This window comes from Phenylobacterium sp. (genome assembly GCF_004299445.1).
Classification (GTDB): domain Bacteria; phylum Pseudomonadota; class Alphaproteobacteria; order Caulobacterales; family Caulobacteraceae; genus Phenylobacterium.
The window spans coordinates 15528-33015 of record NZ_SCTC01000054.1 but is presented as its reverse complement, the minus strand read 5'-3'; the positions used below and the strand labels follow the sequence as shown (position 1 = coordinate 33015).

At 69.1% G+C, this 17488-nt stretch carries 21 protein-coding genes; 8 read left to right on the top strand and 13 right to left on the bottom strand.

Annotated elements, in window-relative coordinates:
• Positions 1 to 83 precede the first annotated feature (83 nt).
• Together EPN98_RS15590 and EPN98_RS15585 are read left to right on the top strand one after the other, a co-directional pair.
• Positions 84 to 860: a PEPxxWA-CTERM sorting domain-containing protein gene (locus tag EPN98_RS15590; RefSeq protein WP_293363828.1), complete on the top strand. Its 777-nt coding sequence runs from the start codon at positions 84 to 86 to the stop codon at positions 858 to 860.
• 59 nt (positions 861 to 919) lie between these two features.
• The gene (locus EPN98_RS15585) at positions 920 to 1555 is read left to right on the top strand and encodes a surface-adhesin E family protein (RefSeq protein ID WP_293363827.1); all 636 of its coding nucleotides are present in this window, start codon (positions 920 to 922) and stop codon (positions 1553 to 1555) included.
• Between the two features lie 6 nt (positions 1556 to 1561).
• Here the strand turns inward: EPN98_RS15585 and EPN98_RS15580 are convergent, their stop codons facing one another.
• Together EPN98_RS15580 and EPN98_RS15575 are read right to left on the bottom strand one after the other, a co-directional pair.
• The gene (locus EPN98_RS15580; RefSeq protein WP_293363826.1) at positions 1562 to 1978 is read right to left on the bottom strand and encodes a CHRD domain-containing protein; all 417 of its coding nucleotides are present in this window, start codon (positions 1976 to 1978) and stop codon (positions 1562 to 1564) included.
• Between the two features lie 167 nt (positions 1979 to 2145).
• Positions 2146 to 3429, bottom strand: a complete 1284-nt coding sequence (locus EPN98_RS15575) for a cytochrome P450 (RefSeq protein ID WP_293363825.1) — start codon at positions 3427 to 3429, stop codon at positions 2146 to 2148.
• Positions 3430 to 3637: 208 nt separating this feature from the next.
• Here EPN98_RS15575 and EPN98_RS15570 point away from each other — a divergent pair, with 208 nt between their 5' ends.
• Together EPN98_RS15570 and EPN98_RS15565 are read left to right on the top strand one after the other, a co-directional pair.
• A complete protein-coding gene (locus EPN98_RS15570) occupies positions 3638 to 4048 on the top strand; it encodes a GFA family protein (RefSeq protein WP_293363824.1) in 411 nt (136 codons plus the stop codon).
• Positions 4049 to 4143: 95 nt separating this feature from the next.
• Positions 4144 to 5244 carry an NADH:flavin oxidoreductase gene (locus EPN98_RS15565; protein ID WP_293363823.1) on the top strand — a complete coding sequence of 367 codons (1101 nt, stop codon included), beginning with the start codon at positions 4144 to 4146 and terminating at the stop codon, positions 5242 to 5244.
• 221 nt (positions 5245 to 5465) lie between these two features.
• Here EPN98_RS15565 and EPN98_RS15560 read toward each other — a convergent pair whose 3' ends face one another.
• The 6 genes from EPN98_RS15560 to EPN98_RS15535 all read right to left on the bottom strand — a co-directional run bounded on the left by EPN98_RS15560 (position 5466) and on the right by EPN98_RS15535 (position 8596).
• Positions 5466 to 5612, bottom strand: a complete 147-nt coding sequence (locus EPN98_RS15560; RefSeq protein ID WP_293363822.1) for a hypothetical protein — start codon at positions 5610 to 5612, stop codon at positions 5466 to 5468.
• Between the two features lie 2 nt (positions 5613 to 5614).
• Positions 5615 to 5824 carry a hypothetical protein gene (locus tag EPN98_RS15555; RefSeq protein ID WP_293363821.1) on the bottom strand — a complete coding sequence of 70 codons (210 nt, stop codon included), beginning with the start codon at positions 5822 to 5824 and terminating at the stop codon, positions 5615 to 5617.
• A gap of 61 nt (positions 5825 to 5885) precedes the next feature.
• Positions 5886 to 6797, bottom strand: coding sequence for an SMP-30/gluconolactonase/LRE family protein (locus EPN98_RS15550; protein WP_293363820.1), 912 nt, complete (start codon positions 6795 to 6797; stop codon positions 5886 to 5888).
• A gap of 78 nt (positions 6798 to 6875) precedes the next feature.
• Complete coding sequence (locus EPN98_RS15545; RefSeq protein WP_293363819.1) at positions 6876 to 7394, bottom strand: dihydrofolate reductase; 519 nt, start codon at positions 7392 to 7394, stop codon at positions 6876 to 6878.
• 41 nt (positions 7395 to 7435) lie between these two features.
• Entirely contained in the window at positions 7436 to 7750 is a 315-nt protein-coding gene (locus EPN98_RS15540) for a phosphoribosyl-ATP pyrophosphohydrolase (RefSeq protein WP_293363818.1), read from the bottom strand.
• Positions 7751 to 8596: a thymidylate synthase gene (locus EPN98_RS15535; protein WP_293363817.1), complete on the bottom strand. Its 846-nt coding sequence runs from the start codon at positions 8594 to 8596 to the stop codon at positions 7751 to 7753.
• 175 nt (positions 8597 to 8771) lie between these two features.
• Between EPN98_RS15535 and EPN98_RS15530 the strand changes: the two genes are divergently transcribed.
• The gene (locus EPN98_RS15530) at positions 8772 to 9005 is read left to right on the top strand and encodes a hypothetical protein (protein WP_293363816.1); all 234 of its coding nucleotides are present in this window, start codon (positions 8772 to 8774) and stop codon (positions 9003 to 9005) included.
• A 12-nt stretch (positions 9006 to 9017) separates the two neighbouring features.
• Here EPN98_RS15530 and EPN98_RS15525 read toward each other — a convergent pair whose 3' ends face one another.
• A complete protein-coding gene (locus tag EPN98_RS15525; RefSeq protein ID WP_293363815.1) occupies positions 9018 to 9560 on the bottom strand; it encodes a DUF924 family protein in 543 nt (180 codons plus the stop codon).
• Between the two features lie 177 nt (positions 9561 to 9737).
• Here EPN98_RS15525 and EPN98_RS15520 point away from each other — a divergent pair, with 177 nt between their 5' ends.
• Positions 9738 to 10619, top strand: a complete 882-nt coding sequence (locus EPN98_RS15520; RefSeq protein ID WP_293363814.1) for an RcnB family protein — start codon at positions 9738 to 9740, stop codon at positions 10617 to 10619.
• A 30-nt stretch (positions 10620 to 10649) separates the two neighbouring features.
• Here EPN98_RS15520 and EPN98_RS15515 read toward each other — a convergent pair whose 3' ends face one another.
• Positions 10650 to 11132 (bottom strand): Fur family transcriptional regulator, encoded by a 483-nt coding sequence (locus EPN98_RS15515; protein WP_293363813.1) that lies wholly within the window; start codon positions 11130 to 11132, stop codon positions 10650 to 10652.
• A gap of 113 nt (positions 11133 to 11245) precedes the next feature.
• Between EPN98_RS15515 and EPN98_RS15510 the strand changes: the two genes are divergently transcribed.
• Both EPN98_RS15510 and EPN98_RS15505 read left to right on the top strand, forming a co-directional pair.
• On the top strand, positions 11246 to 13243 hold the full coding sequence (locus tag EPN98_RS15510) for a TonB-dependent receptor (RefSeq protein ID WP_293363812.1): 1998 nt from the start codon (positions 11246 to 11248) through the stop codon (positions 13241 to 13243).
• Between the two features lie 53 nt (positions 13244 to 13296).
• Positions 13297 to 14370, top strand: a complete 1074-nt coding sequence (locus EPN98_RS15505; RefSeq protein ID WP_293363811.1) for an alpha/beta fold hydrolase — start codon at positions 13297 to 13299, stop codon at positions 14368 to 14370.
• 113 nt (positions 14371 to 14483) lie between these two features.
• On the opposite strand, the gene EPN98_RS15500 is transcribed toward EPN98_RS15505, so the two are convergent.
• The 3 genes from EPN98_RS15500 to EPN98_RS15490 all read right to left on the bottom strand — a co-directional run bounded on the left by EPN98_RS15500 (position 14484) and on the right by EPN98_RS15490 (position 17433).
• Positions 14484 to 15533, bottom strand: coding sequence for a DUF4167 domain-containing protein (locus EPN98_RS15500; protein ID WP_293363810.1), 1050 nt, complete (start codon positions 15531 to 15533; stop codon positions 14484 to 14486).
• Between the two features lie 248 nt (positions 15534 to 15781).
• Positions 15782 to 16651, bottom strand: a complete 870-nt coding sequence (gene prmC / locus EPN98_RS15495) for a peptide chain release factor N(5)-glutamine methyltransferase (RefSeq protein ID WP_293363809.1) — start codon at positions 16649 to 16651, stop codon at positions 15782 to 15784.
• Entirely contained in the window at positions 16648 to 17433 is a 786-nt protein-coding gene (locus EPN98_RS15490; RefSeq protein WP_293363808.1) for an MOSC N-terminal beta barrel domain-containing protein, read from the bottom strand. The genes prmC and EPN98_RS15490 overlap by 4 nt, the downstream gene beginning before the upstream one ends.
• Positions 17434 to 17488 lie beyond the last annotated feature (55 nt).

The following is a 17488-nucleotide window of genomic DNA, read 5'->3' as shown; positions in this document are numbered from 1 at the left end:
GGCCAAGGCCGCGTCGCGTCCGTATACCGCGATGCAACATCTTGGGGCCTAGGCTTCGAGCGCAAGAGAGACCGGAGTAGGTGATGTTGAAGCCCCTGGCCGCCACGGCGAAAGCCGCCAGCCTCCCGTCCGGCATGGCGGCGACGCTCGCTGCTGCGATCGGCGTCGTCGCGATTGTGGCGGTCGCGCCAGAGCCTGCCTGGGCGAAGAACGACAAGTCGTCTTCCAGTTCGAAGGGCAACGGCAACGGCAATTCGAATGGCAGCGGCGCCACCGGCGGTCAGGCGGCGCCGGTGGTGCTGCCCGTCTGCGCGCTGAGCGATCTGTCGCCCGGAGCGGCGGCCTGCAGCGGCTTCTTCCAGGGCAACCTGCTCAACAACAGCAGCCCCGACGTCTCGGCCCAGCTGGCGGCGCTTAACGCCATCGGCCTCAGCAACTGGGACGGCTCGCTGGTCGAACCGCAGATGAACCTGTCGAGCTCGCTGGTCGATTTCCAGACGGCCCTGAATGGCGTCACCTGGGTCGGTATCCACTTCGGCGCCGGGACGAACAGCCCCAGCCCGCAGACCCCCGGCGGCGTGACCGGCTTCTACCGCTTCGACGCGGGTGTGAATCTGGCCAGCTTCATGCTGTCCTACGGCTCGGCCTCGGCGGCGCGCCTTTACGCTACCGGCCCGGCTCCGGTCATTCCGCCGCCGGTGATCACGCCGACGAACGAGCCGGAGCCGCCGTCGATGGACCCGCCGCCCAGCAACGGCGCGGTGGGGGCCGTGCCCGAGCCCGCGACCTGGGCGATGATGATTCTTGGCTTCGGGGCCGCCGGCGCGTTCCTGCGCCGTCGCCGTGCTGCGCTCGCCTGAACGGCACGTGACCAGAGGGTGGTAGGCGCCGTTAACGACCGCAGTCTAAGGTGGCGATCGTGACATCCCGCCGCACCCTTTCCCGCGTCCTCGCTGCCGGCCTCGCCCTGGCCCTGGCCGCCGGCGCCGCGCAGGCGCGCAGCTTCTACATTATTCAGTCGGGCGCCGACGCCTGGACGGTGATGGATCCTGAAGGCATCGAGCGGATCGGGCCCGGGGGAGCCCAGCGCCGCGCCTGGGTGGTCCGTGTCCAGCGCAACATCCTCACCGGGAACCCGCCCACGCCGGGCTATGTGCGCACCCTCACCGAGTACGACTGCGAGGCCACCCGCACCCGCTGGCGCGAGTTCTCGGCCTTCTCCCGGTCGGGCGCGCTCCTGGTGAGCAAGGTCAACCCGAACCCCGAATGGGGCCCGGCCGACGAGGCCTCCGACACCTATGCCGCCCACCGGGTGATCTGCGAAGGCGGCGGCGGGGGTTCGGTGGTGTCGGCGGAATCCGTGGCCAAGGTGGTGATCAGCCTGATGGGCTCATGGGATCCGCCGCCGACGCCCTATGTGCCGCCCAGCGCCCAGTCGCCGGCCAAGACTCCGCCCACCAAGGCGCCCGCGACGAAGACCCCTGCGGCCAAGGCTCCCGCCGTAAAGGCTCCCGCCGCCAAGGCGCCGCCGGCGAAGGCGACGCCCAAGACCTGACGGTCGCTACTTCGAGAGCTGTCCGCGGATCGCGCCGCCCGGATGCTCGCCGTTGTGCACGTTGACGTAGTAGCCGCCGGGATTGGCCAGGATGTCGGCCACCACCGGCGCGCCCACCGTGGCGCAGCCCGAGGCCTTGCCGTCGGCGCCGGGCTTGTTGAGCGGCACGGCGACCGGGCCGTTCGCCCCGGCCGGGGCTTTGTGGATATGGGCCATGGTGGCCTCGGCGATCTTTTCGACCATCAGGTCGTAGCAGACCTGGTTTGTCGCGGCGTCGATGCGGAAGTTCGCGTGACCGGCGCCGTCCGTGTCGGCCGAGCCGGCGCCGCCCAGATGGGCCGAGAGCTTGGTTTCAGCCGCGGAGGCGGGCGCGGCGAGCCCCGCGATGGCGAGTGCGACGAGACAGGCGGCAGCCTTGGTCATGGTTAGTCTCCATTGGGCCCAGCCCCCGCTTGAGCGGGCGGATGGAAGACCACGCGTGGAGGCCCGTCAATCGATCGCGACGATACTCTCCACACCCTGGCCAAAAAGAGAGAGCCCCCGCTTGCGCGGAGGCTCAGGGAAAGCGACCAGATGCTCGCAGGTCGTGATCAGTTGCGGGTGGGGATCACCACCGGCAGGTGTTCGTAGCCCTTCACGAAGGACGAGTAGACGCGGCGCGGCGGGCCCGTGACCTCAAGGCGCGGGAAGCGCGCCAGGATCTCTTCCCAGATGATCTTCAGCTGCAGCTCGGCCAGGCGGTTGCCCACGCAGCGGTGGATGCCGAAACCGAACGACAGGTGCTGGCGCACCCGCGGCCGTTCGATCCAGTAGTCGTTCGGGCGGTCGATGACCTCTTCGTCGCGGTTGCCTGAGACGTACCACATGGCGACCTTGTCGCCGGCCTTGATCGTCTTGCCGCCCAGCTCGACGTCCTTCAGCGCGGTGCGGCGCATGTAGGCCAGCGGCGTCTGCCAGCGGATGGTCTCGGAGACCATGTTCGGGATCAGGGCGTGGTTCTCGCGCAGGAGCCTGTTCTGGTCGGGGTTCTGGTGGAGCGCCAGCACCGAGCCCGTGATCGAATTCCGGGTCGTGTCGTTGCCGCCCACGATCAGCAGAATGAGATTCCCGAGGTACTCCATGCGGTCCATGTTCCGCGTGGCTTCACCATGGGCCAGCATCGAGATCAGGTCGGGCTGCGGCGGGGCGTTCACACGCTCGTTCCACAGGTTCATGAAGTAGTCGACGCACTCGAACAGCTCCTGGCGGCGCTGCTGTTCGGCCAGTTCTGGGTCGGTCGAGTCGAACAGGCCCGAGTCCGGGGCCGCGGTGGCCACGTCGGACCAGCGGGTCAGCTTGCGGCGGTCTTCCCAGGGGAAGTCGAACAGCGTCGCCAGCGTCATGGTGGTCAGCTCGATCGAGACCTTGTCGACCCAGTTGATCTCCTCGCCGATCGGCAGGTCGTCCAGGATCTTGCCGGCGCGCTCCCGGATGATCGGCTCGAGATAGGCCAGGTGATGCGGCGCCACGATCGGCTGGACCGTCTTGCGCTGCACGTCGTGCTTCGGCTGGTCCATCGCGATGAACATCGGCAGCGTAAAGTCTTCCGCCGGATCGGGCAGGACGATGGTGGGCTCGGACGAGAACACCTCGTGGTTCGTGTCCACGGCCATGATGTCGTTGTACTTGGTGACCGACCAGTAGCCCCCGATGTCCTCGAAGCCCGAGTCGGCCGTGAAGTGGACCGGGTCCTCTTTCCGCAGGCGCTCGAAGTAGGGCCACATCGTATCCGTACGGAAGAGCTCCGGGTTGGCCGGATTGATCTCTTCGAGCGGCATTGAATAGGCCGCATCGCGGGCGGCGCGTTGCAGGTCGATCGAAGCGTCGTCAGCCATAGGTGTCCTCCGATAGCGGGTCTTGGCGCGCCCGCAGTCCGTCTACTGAACGATGATCTCCTACGGGCGCCTAGTCAACGAAAGATGACGGTGGCGTCAACTTTTCCGGCCTGAAAAAATGCCGCCGATTCATCCGAGGGGCGCCATGAGTGGGCTTGAGGGCGGTTGCGCATGCGGGGCGGTGCGATATCGCCTCAGGTCGGGACCGATGTTCGTCCACTGCTGCCACTGCTCAGACTGCCAGCGGCAGGTGGGCTCGGCGTTCGTGATCAACGCCCTGATCGAGACTGACCGGGTCGAGATGCTCCAGGGCGAGACCGTGCGCATCACGATGCCCACCGACAGCGGCCGGCCGCACGACACCCATCGCTGCGCCGCGTGCGGGACCACGATCTGGTCCGACTACGGACGGCGCGAGGTGCTCAGCTTCCTGCGCGCCACCACCCTCGACGATCGCGCCGCCCTGCCGCCCGACGTGCACATCTTCACCCGCTCGAAACTGCCGTGGGTGCGGTTCCCGGAGGGCGCGCGGGTCTTCGACGTCTATTACGACATGCAGGCCGAGTGGCCGCCCGAGAGCCTGGCCCGCCGGGAGGCCCTGCTGGGGCCGGGGCGCTGAGCGAAGCTTCAGCTTTTCTGTCTGGCAAGCGACCGATCGTGCGCTAAACAGGCGTTTGAAATCTCTCGCCCATAGTCTTCGTCCTGGGGAACAGCATGGCTTCCGACGTCCTCTTCACGCCCTTCGAGTTCAAGGGGCTGAAGCTTCCGAACCGTATCGTCATGGCGCCCATGACCCGCTCGTTCTCGCCGGGCGGCGTGGCGACAGACGACGTCGCGGCCTACTACCGCCGCCGCGCCGAGAACCAGGTGGGCCTGATCGTCACCGAGGGCACCGGCGTCGACCGGCCGGCGTCGCTGAACGACCCCAACATCCCGCGCTTCCACGGCGAGAAGGAGCTCGCGGCCTGGGGCAACGTCGCCTCCGAGGTCCACAAGGCGGGCGGTCTGATCGCGCCCCAGCTCTGGCACGTCGGCGCGGTGCGCACCCGCAGCGAGACGTGGCAGCCGCCAGGCCCCTACGACAGCCCGTCGGGCCTTTCGAGCCCGGGCAAGAAGTTCGGCGAGCCCATGAGCGACGCCGAGGTGGCCGACGCCATCCGCGCCTTCGCCGACGCGGCCAAGGCGGCCAAGGACCTGGGCTTCGACTGCGTCGAGCTGCACGGCGCCCACGGCTATCTGATCGACCAGTTCTTCTGGGACGGCGTCAACGTCCGCGAGGACGCCTACGGCGGCAAGGACATCGCCGGTCGCGCCGGCTTCGCCGCCGACATCATCCGCGCGGTCCGCAAGGCCGTCGGCCCCGACTATCCGATCATCATCCGGATCAGCCAGTGGAAGCAGCAGGACTTCGCCGCCCGTCTCGCCGAGACGCCGCAGGCGCTGGAAAGCTGGCTGGGCGCCCTGGTGGAGGCCGGCGCCGACGTGCTGCACTGCTCGCAGCGCCGGTTCTGGGAGCCGGAGTTCGAGGGCAGCGACCTCAACTTCGCGGGCTGGGCCAAGAAGATCACCGGCGTGCCGACGATCACCGTGGGCTCGGTGGGCCTCACCGGCGAATTCGTCACCAGCTGGGGCGGCGAGGTCTCGCAGCCCGCGTCGCTGGAGCGGCTGGAGCAGATGCTGGACCGTGGCGACTTCGACCTCGTCGCCGTCGGCCGCGCCCTGCTGCAGGACCCCGAGTGGGTCGTGAAGGTCCGCGAAGGCCGCCAGGACGAGCTGCAGGCCTACGACCGCGGGGCGCTCGCGACGCTGTACTAGAGCTTCGATCTTACCTCCCCCGTCGCGGCAGCGACGGCGGGAGGGGGACCGTCCGCCGAGGCCACAGGCCGAAGAGCGGATGGTGGAGGGGGCGAGCCTCCTCAACGGAATTCACGACAGCCTACGGCCCGCGGAGCTTGAAGCCCGCCCCCTCCACCAATCGCTCTCCGCTACGCTCGGCGATCGGTCCCCCTCCCGCCGCTTCGCGGGGGAGGTAGAGGTTAGTCGCCGTCGCCGGGCCCGCCGATGCCGGAGTCAGCCGAGTCGGTCGCGCCGCCCCCAAGCGCTGGAAACACGAGCACCACCAGGATCGCCAACACGATCACTGCGCCGCCGCCAAGCAGCAGCATCGCTTCGACCTGATCCAAGCTCAGCAGCTCCCGCCGCCGCCATCGCTGCAGCCGCCACCGCCGTCGCCGCCGAAGACCGCGGCGCTGGTGGCGACCGTCGCGCCACCGTCGTCGCTGCGGCGGCCACGGGCCATCCGCCGATCGTACCGATAGGCCGCGGGCGCGATGAAGATCAGGAGGAGGAAGAGGGCGACGCCGCCGATCACGACGCCGATGTCGAGGCTGTCCATGGACGAGCTCCTCTATGGGAGATCACGTCATCACAGTTTCACGACAGATCGATGACGCCGCTCAGGCGTTGAAGTTCAGCTTCAGCCCCGGGCGCGGCCACCGGGCCTTGAACAGCTTGCCGGTGGACGAGGCCGTGATCCAGGCGGTCTGCATGTCGTCGCCGCCGAAGCAGATGTTGGTGCAGATGAGGTCAGGGAAGGCGTAGTGCTCGGTGGTCCCGTTGGGATCGAACGCGGTGATGCCGCCGTTGATGATCGTCGCCACGCAGACCTTGCCCGAGGCCTCCACCGCCAGGCTGTCCAGCAGCTGATAGCCGGGCAGGTTGCAGATCACCCGGCCCGGCGCGAAGCCGGCGTTGGGCGCCAGCACGCCCGTCTCGGCCACGTCGAAGCCCCATAGGCGGCCCAGCTGGGTGTCGGCCACATAGACGGTCTTCTCGTCGGGCGAGAGGCCGATGCCGTTCGGCGAGATCAGGTGACCGCGCTGCTGGCTGATGTGGCTGCCGTCGGTCTTCGCATAGTGGACCGCGCCGTTCTTGCGCCCGTCCGGCGTCGAGCAGCCGTGGTCGGTGAACCAAAACCCGCCGGACTTGTCGAAGACCAGGTCGTTCGGCCCCACCAGCCGCTTGCCGTCGCAGCTGTCATAGACGGTCTCCAGCTTGCCGGACTTGAGGTCGTAGCGCTGGATCATCCCGCCCGTGTGCGTCGGCGGCGTGGGGCCCGGGATGGTCAGGCCGCCATTGTCGAGCCAGACGAACGAGCCGCCGTTGTTGGTGATCCAGATCGCCCCGTCGGGCCCGATGGCCGCGCCGTTCGGGCCCCCGCCCGTGTCGACCAGGGTCTCGCGCTTGCCGTCTGGCGTGATCCGCGACAGCCGCTGGGCCTTGATCTCGGTGAGGATCACCGACCCGTCCGCCATGGCGATGGGGCCTTCGGGGAACTCCAGCCCCTCGCAGACCAGTTCGAAGTCCATGGCGCTCTCCCTGTCGCTCATTGTTGCGGGCGACCTTAGCGCGCCAATCACGCGCCGCCAGTCGTGACGCGGCGTCAGCTAGGCGCGGTCCAGCACACGCACAGTGAACGGGTATTGGTCGACGTCCGAAGCCTCGTGCCGCTCGGCGCGGACCTCTTTCCAGCCGCTCTCGTCGATGGGCGAGAGGGTGACGTCGCCCTCCACCTCGGCGTCGACGTCGGTCAGGTACAGCCGCCGGGCCTTGGGCAGAGCCAGTTCGAACAGCGAGGCGCCGCCGATCACGCAGACCTCGGTCGCGCCATCCTCCTCGGCCTGTTCGCGGGCGATCGAGTACGCCTCGGAAAACTCCTCGCAGACGACCGCGCCTCTTGGCTCGAACGAGCCGTCGCGGCTGAGCACGATGTTAGTCCGCCCCACCAGCGGCTTCTTCGGCAGGCTCTCCCAGGTCTTGCGCCCCATGATCACCGGCTTGCCCATGGTGATGGCGCGGAAGATCGCCAGGTCGGTCTTCAGCCGCCAGGGCAGGGTCCCGTCCCGCCCGATGACGCCGTTTCGGGCGCGCGCGATAGGACCGGCGGCGAGGATCACGTTCGACATGGAAGCCTTCTACGATCTCCCTCCCCATTAAGGGAGGGAGCTTACTCCACAGGCTCCAGCCACTGCAGCCATTTGCGCCGCACGGCCTGGTCCGGGTCGATGCCGAAGCGGCGGCAGTAGAGCAGCAACTGGCACAGCAGGTCCGCCGCTTCGTCGGCGCGGTCGTGCTCGTTGGCCTCGCCGCGGCCGCGGCTGGACAGGCGCAGGTGCGCCTGGCTGAGTTCGCCCAGTTCCTCCTGCATCTTCAGCAGGTACCAGTCGTCGTCGCGGACGATGCCGTACTTGCCGGCATAGATGTCGGAGATCTGCGCCGCGGACTCGGTGACTTCCCGGAGGGTCAGCGGCGGCTTGGGCATCTAGACGGCGATCGGCGCGGAGATCGAAGGGTGGGCCTGATAGCCCGTCAGCTTGAAGTCCTCGAACTCGAAGGCGAACAGGTCGTCGCGGTCGGCCACATGCATCACGGGCAGGGGCAGGGGATCGCGGCTCAACTGCTCGCGGGCCTGGTCCAGATGGTTCATGTAGAGGTGGGCGTCGCCCAGGGTGTGCACGAACTCGCCCGGCTCCAGCCCCGTCACCTTGGCCATCATCAGGGTCAGCAGCGCATAGCTGGCGATGTTGAACGGCACGCCCAGGAACACGTCCGCCGAGCGCTGGTAGAGCTGGCAGCTGAGCTTGCCGTCCGCGACGAAGAACTGGAACAGGCAGTGGCAGGGCGGCAGCGCCATGTCCTCCACCTCGGCCGGATTCCAGGCCGAGACGATGTGGCGGCGGCTCTCGGGGTTGGTCTTCAGGCTGTTCACGACGGTGGCGATCTGGTCGATCACCCGACCGTCGGGCGCGGCCCACGAGCGCCACTGCTTCCCGTAGACGGGGCCAAGTTCGCCGTCGGCGTCGGCCCACTCGTTCCAGATGCTGACACCGCGCTCCTGCAGCCAGCGCACGTTGGTGTCGCCGCGCAGGAACCACAGCAGCTCCAGGATGATCGACTTCCGGTGCAGCTTCTTGGTGGTCAGCAGCGGGAAGCCCTTGGAGAGGTCGAACCGCATCTGCCGGCCGAACACGCCCATCGTGCCGGTGCCCGTACGGTCGCCGCGCTGCGCGCCGTTCGCCAGGATGTCGGCGAGCAGGTCGAGGTACTGGCGCTCCGGATGGTCCGGGGCGGCCGCGTACGGCGTGGCGATGGCGACATGGGCGTTCATTCGATGGCGAGCGTCGCGCGGGCAGGCTGATTCGGGAACCGCTGATTCGGTCGCAGGGCCTGCCTCGTCCACAGACGACGTATTCGATCCACATGACCGTTCGTCGAATCCCGGGTTGGCGCACGGTGAACGGTTCGTTAAGGGCCGCCTACAGTTTTTATGTAAGGTGGGTCCTATGTTTGTTTCCGCGTTCGCGGCGATGGCTCTGCTCGCTGCGCCCGAGTCCGTCCAGGCAGCCGTTCCTGCGCCCGCGCTTGCGCCGGAGGCCAAGTCGACCGAGGCCAAGGCTGCACCCAAGAAGACGTGCTACACGGCCACGCCCAGCGGCTCGCGCATGCCGCGGAAGGTCTGCGTGACCCAGTCGGGCGGCGTTGAAAAGGCCGCCGAGAAGCAGCCCAAGGCCGAGTAGGGCCGAACGCCGCTAGCCTGCGAAACCACCGTCGTCGAGGAACGCCTGCTCCTCGGCGGTGGTCGTGCGCCCCAGCGCCGGGTTGCGGTGGGGAAAGCGGCCGAAGCGGGCGATGACGTCGCGGTGGATTCGGTGCCACTTGATCATCTCGGGGTCGCCCAGCGCTTCAGCCAGCGCCAGGCCATAGTCCTGGTCGGCAATCTCTTCCGAATGCTCGAACGGCAACAGCATGAACTGCCGCATGGGCGGTTCGACCTGGGCATGCCAGCCCTTCTCGGCGGCCATGCGGGCGATGGCGCGCGCCTTGGGATCGGTGGCGAAGGCGTGCGCTGAGTTGCGGTAGAGGTTGCGCGGAAACTGGTCCAGCAGGATCAGCAGCGCCAGCGCGCCCTGCGGCGTCACCGCCCAGTCATCATATCCCCCGCGCGCGGCGATGTGGTGTGTCGGCTCGAACTTCAGCCGGATCGTCTCGTCGAAGGCGGGCTTTACCGCATACCACTTCTGGGGGCCGGCATTGGTCCAGAAGGTCAGGATGTCGTTCGGGGTCGCGGGCACGGTCTCTTTCCTTCGATCGCCTGAACTCGCCTGAACCGCCCCCCCTGTTCAAGCCGGTCTGTTCAAGCGGGTCCATTCAACCCCCGTTCACCCAGTCGGTGCGTACCTTACTTGCAGATGGGACTGCAGGGCTGCGTGAGTGGCCCAATTCGGACTGGTGCGATGAAGAGAATGGTGATGACGGCGATCGCCGTCGTACTGGCGGCCCAGGCGCCCGCGGCGCTGGCGCAAGGCCGCGGCGGCGACGACCGGGCCGAGCGCAGTGAAGGCCGCGCGGACGGCCGCGGCCGTCCCGAAGGCGGCGGCGTGCGCGCCCAGCGCGAAGTCAGCGAAACCGGCGGCCGGCGCGACGGGGGCGAGCCGCCACGCGCGCGCGAAGCTCCCCAGGCGCCTCAGGCTCCCGAAGCGGCGCAGCCGCGGTTCCGGGGCGACGGCGGGCAGGGCCGGGGTGACGGCCGCCGCTGGGATGGGGGCGGGGATCGCCCCCGCGGAGATGGACAACGTGGCGAGGGGCGTCGCGGCGACGGCCCACGCTGGCAGGGACGCCCCGGGGGTGACGGCCTTGTGGACGGTCGTCGAGGCGATGGCGGCGATTGGCGCCGTGGTGATCAGGATCATCGTGTGGAGGGCCGGCGCGATGACGGCTGGCGCGACCGCGATCGCCGCGGGGAGGATCGCCGCGATCATGATCGTTGGGACGGGGATCGCCGTGATGGGGATCGCCGCTGGTCCGGCGGCCGCGACTGGGACCGCCACGACGATCGGCGCGATTATCGCCGTTGGGAGCGCGGGCGCTATCCCTCGGTCTACTTCAGCAGCTACCGCTATCGCCATGCGTGGCGGCCGCCGTCGGGCTTCTATGTCCGCAGCTGGAGCTACGGCGAGTTCTATCCGCGGAGCTGGTTCGGCCCGAGCTACTGGATCCTCGATCCCTGGCAGTACGATCTGCCGTTGCCGCCGCCCGGGTTCGACTGGGTGCGCTCCGGCCCCGACGCCCTGTTGATCGACCAGTACACCGGCCGCATCGTCCAGGTGGTCCGCAACATCTTCTGGTACTGAGCGCCTGGTCCTCCCATCGGGGAGGGACGTCTATCCGGCCTGGCAGGCGGCGCAGAGGCCGCGGGCTTCCAGCGTGATCGCGCGGACCGCGTAGCCGGTGCGGCTCGCCGCATCGCGCGCCGCCGACAGGTCGGGCTGGAACTCGGCGGCCTCGCCGCAGCAGTCGCAGATCAGGAAGGCGGCCATGTGCCCGCCCTCGATCCGGCAGGGCACATAGGCGTTCAGGCTCTCGATCCGGTGCGCGAAGCCCAGGCGCTCCAGGAACTCGAGGGCGCGATAGACGGTGGGCGGCTTGGCCGGTTCGCCGTGCTGGCCGAAGGCGGCGATCAGGTCGTAGGCCTTCAGCGGCGCGTCGGCCGACAGCAACAGCTCGAGAACCCGGCGCCGAGGGGCCGTCAGGCGCTCCTGGCTGGTCGTGCAGCGATCCTCGGCCGCGCCCAGCGCCTGGCCCAGGGCCGCGCCCTTCAGGCCGTGGTGCACATGGTGTTCGTGATGGTGGCAGTCGCTCGCCATGTCTTTCCGCTACCGCCGATCCTGCCTGTTCGCAACGTGCTTGACGGGTCGTTATGTTATTTCATAACAGTAGCGCCGCTCTTCAAGTCCCATCTCCCGTCCAGGTCCATCTGATGTCCCGCGTCACTCTGTTCGCCACCGTCGGCGCCCTTGTTCTCTCCGCTTCGGCTGCGCAGGCCGACCAAGCGGCCGAGCCGGGGCATAAGGACCTCTCCGAGGTCGTGGTCACGGCTGCGCCGTACGTGGTCTCGCTCGACTCCACCACGACCAGCGTCAACGTCATCAAGCGCGACGCCCTCGACCTCGCCCCGTCGGCCGGCCTGGGCGACGTGCTGGCCCATCTGCCGGGGGTGCGCTCGTCGTTCTTCGGTCCGGGCGCGAGCCGCCCCGTGATCCGCGGTCTGGCCGGCCCTCGGGTGCAGGTGCTGACCAACGGCGTGGGCCAGATCGACGCCTCGGGGCTGTCGCCCGACCACCAGGTGGCAAGCGACCCGCAGGAGGCCGAGCGCATCGAGGTGCTGCGCGGTCCCTCGGCCCTGGCGTACGGCGGCTCGGCCATCGGCGGCATCGTCAACGTCATCGACGAGCGCATCCCGTCCAAGTTTGAGGCCGGCGTGCACGGCCGCGCGCTGGGGACCTACTCTTCGGTTGACGACGGCCGTCAGGTCTCGGGCGCTCTGAAGGCCGGCCTCGCCGAGGGCCTCAGCGTCACGCTGGACGGCGTCCGCCGCCGCACCGACGACTACGAGATCCCTGTGGCGGCGATATCGCGCCGGCTGGCGGCGGATCAGGGCCTGCCCAAGCCGTCGCGGGACGGCGAGAAGGTCCCGAACACCTATACGAAGCTGGATGGGTTCGGGGGTGGCTTCTCCTACGTCGGCGAACCCGGCTGGGGCGGCGTGGCGGTCCGGCGCACCGAAAGCGAATACGGAAGCGCGGCCGAGGAAGAGGTCCGCATCGAGCTCAAGCAGACCCGCGTGGACGCCCGCGGCGCGCTCGACTTCGATGGCGGCCCGTTCGCCAGCGTGCGGTTCACCGGCGGCTACGCCGACTACGAGCACACCGAGTTCGAAGGCGCCGAGGCCGGCACCACCTTCCTGTCCAAGGGCGAAGAGGGCCGCATCGAACTGGTCCAGCGCGAGCGGGACGGCTGGCAGGGCGCGATCGGCGTCCAGGGTCTGCACCGCTCGTTCGACGCCATCGGCGAGGAAGCGCTGATCCCCAAGACCAAGATCAACGAATGGGGCGTCTTCACCCTCCAGCGATACGACAAGGACGCCTGGGGCCTGGAGGGCGGCCTGCGCGTGGACGGCCGTTCGGTGAAGAACGTCCGCGCCGATCGCGATTTCACGAACATCTCGGCCTCGGTGGCCGGCTTCGTGCGACCCGCGGAGGGCCTCTTCCTGGGCCTCGCGCTCTCACGCACCAGCCGCGGGCTGACCGAGGAAGAGCTGTCGTCGCTGGGGGCCCACCCGGCCACGGGCCAGTTCGAGATCGGCGACGCCACCCTCGACAAGGAGGTGTCGTACGCCGCGGACGCCAGCCTGCACTATCGGGGCGGCCCTTGGACGGTGGACGCCCACCTCTTCTACTCGGACTACGACAACTTCATCGACCTGATCCCGACGGGCGCGGTGGACGCCGAATCCGGCTTCCCGGTCTTCACCTTCGTGCAGAGCGGGGCGAAGTTCTACGGCCTCGAGACGGAAGCCTCGGTCGAGACCTGGCGCGACGGCGAACGCAGCTTCCACCTCGAGGCGGCGGCCGACTACGTCCACGGCAAGACCGACTTCGGCCCGGCCGTGCGGATCCCGCCGTGGTCGGTCACCGGCCGCGGCGTGTACGAGGCGGGCTGGTGGACCGGCACGGTGGAGGTCCATCACGTCGGCAAGCAGGACCGGGTGGCCACGTTCGAGCTGCCCACCAGCGGCTACACGATGCTGAACGCCTCGCTGGTGGTGCGTCCGCTCAAGGGCAAGGACGGCCTGAAGGTGTTCCTCGACGGCCACAACCTGACCAACACCGAGGCCCGCGAGCACGCCTCGTTCCTCAAGGACATCGCGCCGCTGCCGGGCCGCAGCTTCCGCGTGGGCGTGGGCTACACCTTCTAGGCTCGAAGGGCCGGCGCGCCGTAAGCTCGCGCGTCGATCTGGAGAGCCTGCTGATGTCGCGTGTCCTGAAACTTGCCGCCGCCGCCCTGGCGGCCACCCTGATCGCGACCGGCGCGGCCCAGGCCGCGCCGGAGCCGGTGGGGCATGACTTCGTCATCAAGGACTTCCGGTTCCGCACCGGCGAGACGCTGCCCGAGCTCAAGATCCGCTACCACACCCTGGGCGCGCCCAAGCTCGACGCCGCCGGCAAGGTGACCAACGCGGTGCTGATCCTGCATGGCACGGGCGGCTCGGGCCGCAGCTTCACCAACCCGCTGTTCGCCGACGTGCTGTTCACGCCCGGCGGCCTTCTGGACCCGGCGAAGTACTTCATCGTCATGCCCGACAATATCGGCCATGGCGACAGCTCCAAGCCGTCGGACGGGCTGCGGGCGAAGTTCCCCAGGTACGACTACGCCGACATGGTCGAGGCCCAGCACGCGCTGGTCACAAGCCTCAAGATCGACAAGCTGCGCCTGATCATTGGCACCTCGATGGGCTGCATGCACAGCTTCATCTGGGCCGAGACCTATCCGCAGGGCGCGAAAGCCCTGATGCCGCTGGCGTGCCAGCCGGTGGAGATCGCCGGGCGCAACCGGCTGTGGCGGCGGATGGCCATCGAGGCGATCACCTCCGACCCGGCCTGGATGGGCGGCGACTACAGGACCCAGCCCGTCCAGGGGCTGAAGACCGCCGCCAACCTGCTGATCCTGGCGGGCGCGGCGCCGCTGCCGCTGCAGGCGCAGCTGCCGACGCGGGCGGCCGTGGACGACTATGTCGCGCGCGAACTGCCCCGCCGGATCGCCGGCATGGACGCCAACGACTTCATCTATCAGGTGGATTCGTCGCGCACCTACGACCCCTCGAAGGACCTCGAGAAGATCACCGCGCCCATGACCTGGGTGAACTCGGCCGACGACTTCATCAACCCGCCCGAGCTGGGCCTGGCCGAGGCCGCCATCACGCGCCTGAAGACCACCCGCTACGTCCTGATCCCCGCCACCCTGCAGTCCCGCGGCCACGGCACGCACACGCACGCCGCCCTGTGGAAGGATGAGCTGGCGGCGCTGCTGAAGCGCTCGGAATAGCGGTCTTCTTTGGCCGACGTTCGGCCGGACACGAAAAAGGGGCCGCGGTGCGACCCCTCATCCGTCAGCCTTCGGCCGCCACCTTCTCCCGCAGGGGGAGACGGGGGGCTCGGCTAGTCTTCGCTCTCGGCGGCCGCCGGGGCGCCTTCGCCTTCGAAGCTGCGCGGGGCGCGGCGACGGCGGGGCTTGGGCTTGGCTTCGCCGTCGTCAGCCACAGGGGCCGGCGCGGGTCGGGCCGCCTGGAGGAAGGCCGGCGCGTGGCTGGCGCCGCCGTCGGAGTCGCGGAGCATCGGACCGGTTTCGGTCGGCTGCACCACGGCCAGCGGGTCGCGCTCGGGACGATCGTCCCGGTCGCCACGGTCGCGGCGGTCACGCTCGAAGCGGGGGCGATCCCCACGCGGCCGGTCGTCACGGTCCCGCGGACGTTCGTCGCGCGGGCGCTCGTCACGGGGACGATCATCCCTGGGGCGTTCGTCGCGGGGACGATCATCGCGAGGCCGGTCGTCGCGAGGCCGGTCGTCGCCGCCTCGGTCGTCACGGGGCCGGTCGTCCCGGGGACGGTCGTCGCCTTCCGTGCGCGGACGGTCGTCACGATTGCGGTTGCGGTCGCGATCTCGGCCGCGGCCTTCGCCGTCGCGGAAGCGGTCACGATCCCGGTCGCGGCTCTGCCACTCGCCACGATCGCGGTTCTGATCGCGGTCGCGGTTGCGGTTCTGCTCGCGGTCGCGTTCGCGCTGGGCCTCGGCCTCCTCGCGCGCTTCAGCGCCCTCAATGGGGGCCGCTTCGTCCGCGGCCATGGCGGCCTGCTGGCCGCTCTCGTCCTCGAAATCGATGTCGTAGCCGCTGGAAAACTGGTCGCGGCCCAGGATCTCGCTGGCCGGCCGGTTGGGCTGGATGGCGCGCAGCAGGCGGAAATAGTGCTCGGCGTGCTGCAGGTAGTTCTCGCCCAGCACCCGGTCGCCCGCCGCGTTCGCGTCGCGGGCCAGCTGCTGGTATTTTTCGAAGACGTGCTGGGGATTGCCCCGCACCTTCACGCCTTCGGGGCCGTTCGAATCGAAGGCCCGGTTGGCGTTGTGGGCCTGCGGCTTGCCGCCGCCGCCACTACCGCCGCCACCACCCCGATTGCGCCCGCGTTGGCGCTTCATACCCTTGAAATCTCTCATATTTTAAGAAACCGTTTGGTTCTTCCCTAGCGCCTGATCGGCGACTGGCCTTCAGGGATGTGGCCCGGCCTGGGCATGTCATGTGAAGGCGTAAGTGTTCCCCGTCTTCCGCCCGGAAGCTCGTCAGCGAGAGGCCTGCTTGATCAAGAAAGCGTCGCGCCTGTCGGGTTCGGCGGGCGTCCTGCTTGGGGACGCATCTACCTTCAGCACCGACGAATTTGGGTGGAGACGTGATCTGATGTAGCGAGTCAGGCCGTCGTTTCCAAGGCCTTTTTCTCACCGGCGACCACCCGGTCCCGGTCGGCCAGGTCCTTGATCGTCGTGACGAACACCGCGCCCGCCTCGCGGAACAGGGCCTCGACGGCGTCCTTCTGGTCGAAGCCGATCTCCACCGAAAACCGTCCGCCCGGCTTCAGCACCCGCAGGATCTCGGGCGCCAGGATCCGATAATGGTCCAGCCCGTCCGCCCCGCCGCTCAGCGCCAGGTGCGGCTCATGGTCCTTCACCTCGGGCTCCAGCGTCGGGATCACATGGTCGGCGATGTAGGGCGGGTTCGAGACGACCAGGTCGAATTCGTCGGGCGCCAGGCCGGCCGTCCAGTCACCGCGCAGGAATGCGGCGCGTCCCGCCAGCCCCAATGCGGCGGCGTTGTCGCGCGCCACGGCCAGCGCCTCCTCCGAGACGTCGATCCCCAGTCCGCGGGCCGCCGGGCGCTCGGCCAGCAGCGCCAGCAGGATCGCGCCCGAGCCCACGCCCAGGTCCAGGATGCGCCACGGCGCATGCTCGGGGAACTCGCGCAGGCTGTACTCCACGACCGTCTCGGTGTCGGGCCGCGGCGTCAGAACGTCGGGCGTGACGTTCAGCATGATCTTCCAGAAGCCCTTTCGGCCCAGGATGTGGCTTACCGGCTCGCGTCGTTCGCGCCGCGAGAGGTAGTCCTCGAGCGTGGCTTCCTGCTGGGGTGTCAGCTCCCGGTAGGGATCGGTCACGATGTCCACCCGGGTGGCCTCGGCGGCGGCCTCCACCAGCAGCCGCGCATCGATCACCGGGCCTGTCAGCCCCGCCGCCTCGAGTCGCGCCCGCGCGCCCTTCCAGGCCTGGACCAGGTTGAGGCTCATGGCGCGCCCTCCAGGGCCTGCGGCGTGGTCGCCGCGTCGCCCAGCCCCACGCGGCCGGCCGACATCACATGCACGTACACGCCGCACAGGGTGTGACCGTAGTTGTCGAACAACGCCTTCACGACCTCGCGGTCCCTGGCTCCGGTCGTCGGGTCCACCTCGGTCGCCGCGCACCGCACGATCGGCTTGAACACCTTAGCCCGGGCCCAGCCCACCATCAGGTCGCGGTCGGCCCAGTCGTTCTCGGCCCAGGCCGGCCAGCCTTCGACATAAACGTTGCCGCGGAACCGCAGGGGGTCGAGCTGCACGCCCATCTTCGCCGACAGGTCGCGCACGCTGGCCAGGTTGATGATCGAGACCTGGCCCGCGGGGTGGTCGGTGAACCGGAACCCGCCGCGGGCGTCCATCACCTTCAGCGGTCCGCGCAGGTCGTCGGGATCCAGGAAGGCGGTCAGCCAGACGGCGAAGCCCTCGCGCCCCTCGGCCTCGCTCAGCCGCCCTGAGAACGTGGGGCGCCCCTCGGCCTGGGCGCTGAACACGCCCGTTGCCTCGTCATAGCGCGTCTTGGCGACCGCCACCTGGGGGATGGCCGCCAGGACGGTGAACTTCTGCTTCGAGGTCCACGCGGGCTGGGCCGGGTCGAACCCCGACGGCCCGTTCTCCACCGCCCAGATGCGATCGTGCGGGAAGCCCTCGCCGGGGGCGAGGTCCACGTGGGTCAGGCTCTCGGGCGTGAAGCCCTTCACAGGATGGCGGAAGATCGCCGCGACGTGGCCGCTCATGGGCGGCTTCTGACCGAAACCCCGGCTGATCTCAAGGCGGGAGGCGCCGGAACGT

Bases quoted from the DNA above. Each gene is read 5' to 3' on its own strand.
- EPN98_RS15590 (WP_293363828.1), top strand. From the start codon at position 84: ATGTTGAAGCCCCTGGCCGCCACGGCGAAAGCCGCCAGCCTCCCGTCC.
- EPN98_RS15580 (WP_293363826.1), bottom strand. From the start codon at position 1,978: ATGACCAAGGCTGCCGCCTGTCTCGTCGCACTCGCCATCGCGGGGCTC.
- EPN98_RS15575 (WP_293363825.1), bottom strand. From the start codon at position 3,429: ATGGCTGACGACGCTTCGATCGACCTGCAACGCGCCGCCCGCGATGCG.
- EPN98_RS15570 (WP_293363824.1), top strand. From the start codon at position 3,638: ATGTTCGTCCACTGCTGCCACTGCTCAGACTGCCAGCGGCAGGTGGGC.
- EPN98_RS15565 (WP_293363823.1), top strand. From the start codon at position 4,144: ATGGCTTCCGACGTCCTCTTCACGCCCTTCGAGTTCAAGGGGCTGAAG.
- EPN98_RS15555 (WP_293363821.1), bottom strand. From the start codon at position 5,824: ATGGACAGCCTCGACATCGGCGTCGTGATCGGCGGCGTCGCCCTCTTC.
- EPN98_RS15550 (WP_293363820.1), bottom strand. From the start codon at position 6,797: ATGGACTTCGAACTGGTCTGCGAGGGGCTGGAGTTCCCCGAAGGCCCC.
- EPN98_RS15545 (WP_293363819.1), bottom strand. From the start codon at position 7,394: ATGTCGAACGTGATCCTCGCCGCCGGTCCTATCGCGCGCGCCCGAAAC.
- EPN98_RS15540 (WP_293363818.1), bottom strand. From the start codon at position 7,750: ATGCCCAAGCCGCCGCTGACCCTCCGGGAAGTCACCGAGTCCGCGGCG.
- EPN98_RS15535 (WP_293363817.1), bottom strand. From the start codon at position 8,596: ATGAACGCCCATGTCGCCATCGCCACGCCGTACGCGGCCGCCCCGGAC.
- EPN98_RS15530 (WP_293363816.1), top strand. From the start codon at position 8,772: ATGTTTGTTTCCGCGTTCGCGGCGATGGCTCTGCTCGCTGCGCCCGAG.
- EPN98_RS15520 (WP_293363814.1), top strand. From the start codon at position 9,738: ATGACGGCGATCGCCGTCGTACTGGCGGCCCAGGCGCCCGCGGCGCTG.
- EPN98_RS15515 (WP_293363813.1), bottom strand. From the start codon at position 11,132: ATGGCGAGCGACTGCCACCATCACGAACACCATGTGCACCACGGCCTG.
- EPN98_RS15510 (WP_293363812.1), top strand. From the start codon at position 11,246: ATGTCCCGCGTCACTCTGTTCGCCACCGTCGGCGCCCTTGTTCTCTCC.
- EPN98_RS15505 (WP_293363811.1), top strand. From the start codon at position 13,297: ATGTCGCGTGTCCTGAAACTTGCCGCCGCCGCCCTGGCGGCCACCCTG.
- EPN98_RS15500 (WP_293363810.1), bottom strand. From the start codon at position 15,533: ATGAGAGATTTCAAGGGTATGAAGCGCCAACGCGGGCGCAATCGGGGT.
- prmC (WP_293363809.1), bottom strand. From the start codon at position 16,651: ATGAGCCTCAACCTGGTCCAGGCCTGGAAGGGCGCGCGGGCGCGACTC.
- EPN98_RS15490 (WP_293363808.1), bottom strand. From the start codon at position 17,433: ATGAGCGGCCACGTCGCGGCGATCTTCCGCCATCCTGTGAAGGGCTTC.